The organism is Rhizobium sp. 10N414, assembly GCF_056394785.1.
On record NZ_JBFTIN010000121.1, the window covers coordinates 1 to 425 of the forward strand.

The window sequence follows — 425 nt, forward strand, 5'->3', positions numbered from 1 at the left end:
GCGCGACGGCTGTAGGAGCTGTAGGATGATGCGCCGTGGGATGCTGCCTGCAGGTTGAACTGGGCAAGGAGTTGCATCAGCTTTGCTGCTTCCTGCGCCAGCCCATGGCTCGCTGCCGTCTGCTCCTCGACCATGGCGGCGTTCTGCTGCGTGCCCTGGTCCATCGTGTTGACGGCCGTATTGATCTCGGCAAGCCCCGTCGACTGCTCACGGGTTGCCGTGACGATTGCGTCGACGTGACGGCTGATYTCCTGAACCTGACCGACRATYGCKTCCAACGCCTTGCCGGTGTCGCCGACGAGCGTGACGCCCGAGCGAACCTGTGAGTTCGAGGCGGTGATCAGGCTTTCGATTTCCTTCGCGGCATGGGCAGAACGCTGTGCCAGCTCGCGCACTTCCTGGGCGACGACAGCAAAGCCCTTGCC

The 425-nt window shown here is 63.4% G+C and carries 1 protein-coding gene; it reads right to left on the bottom strand.

From position 1 onward, the window contains the following. Positions 1-425 (bottom strand): methyl-accepting chemotaxis protein (locus tag AC1DE4_RS31875; protein ID WP_477884770.1); only part of this gene is annotated, 425 nt, incomplete at both ends.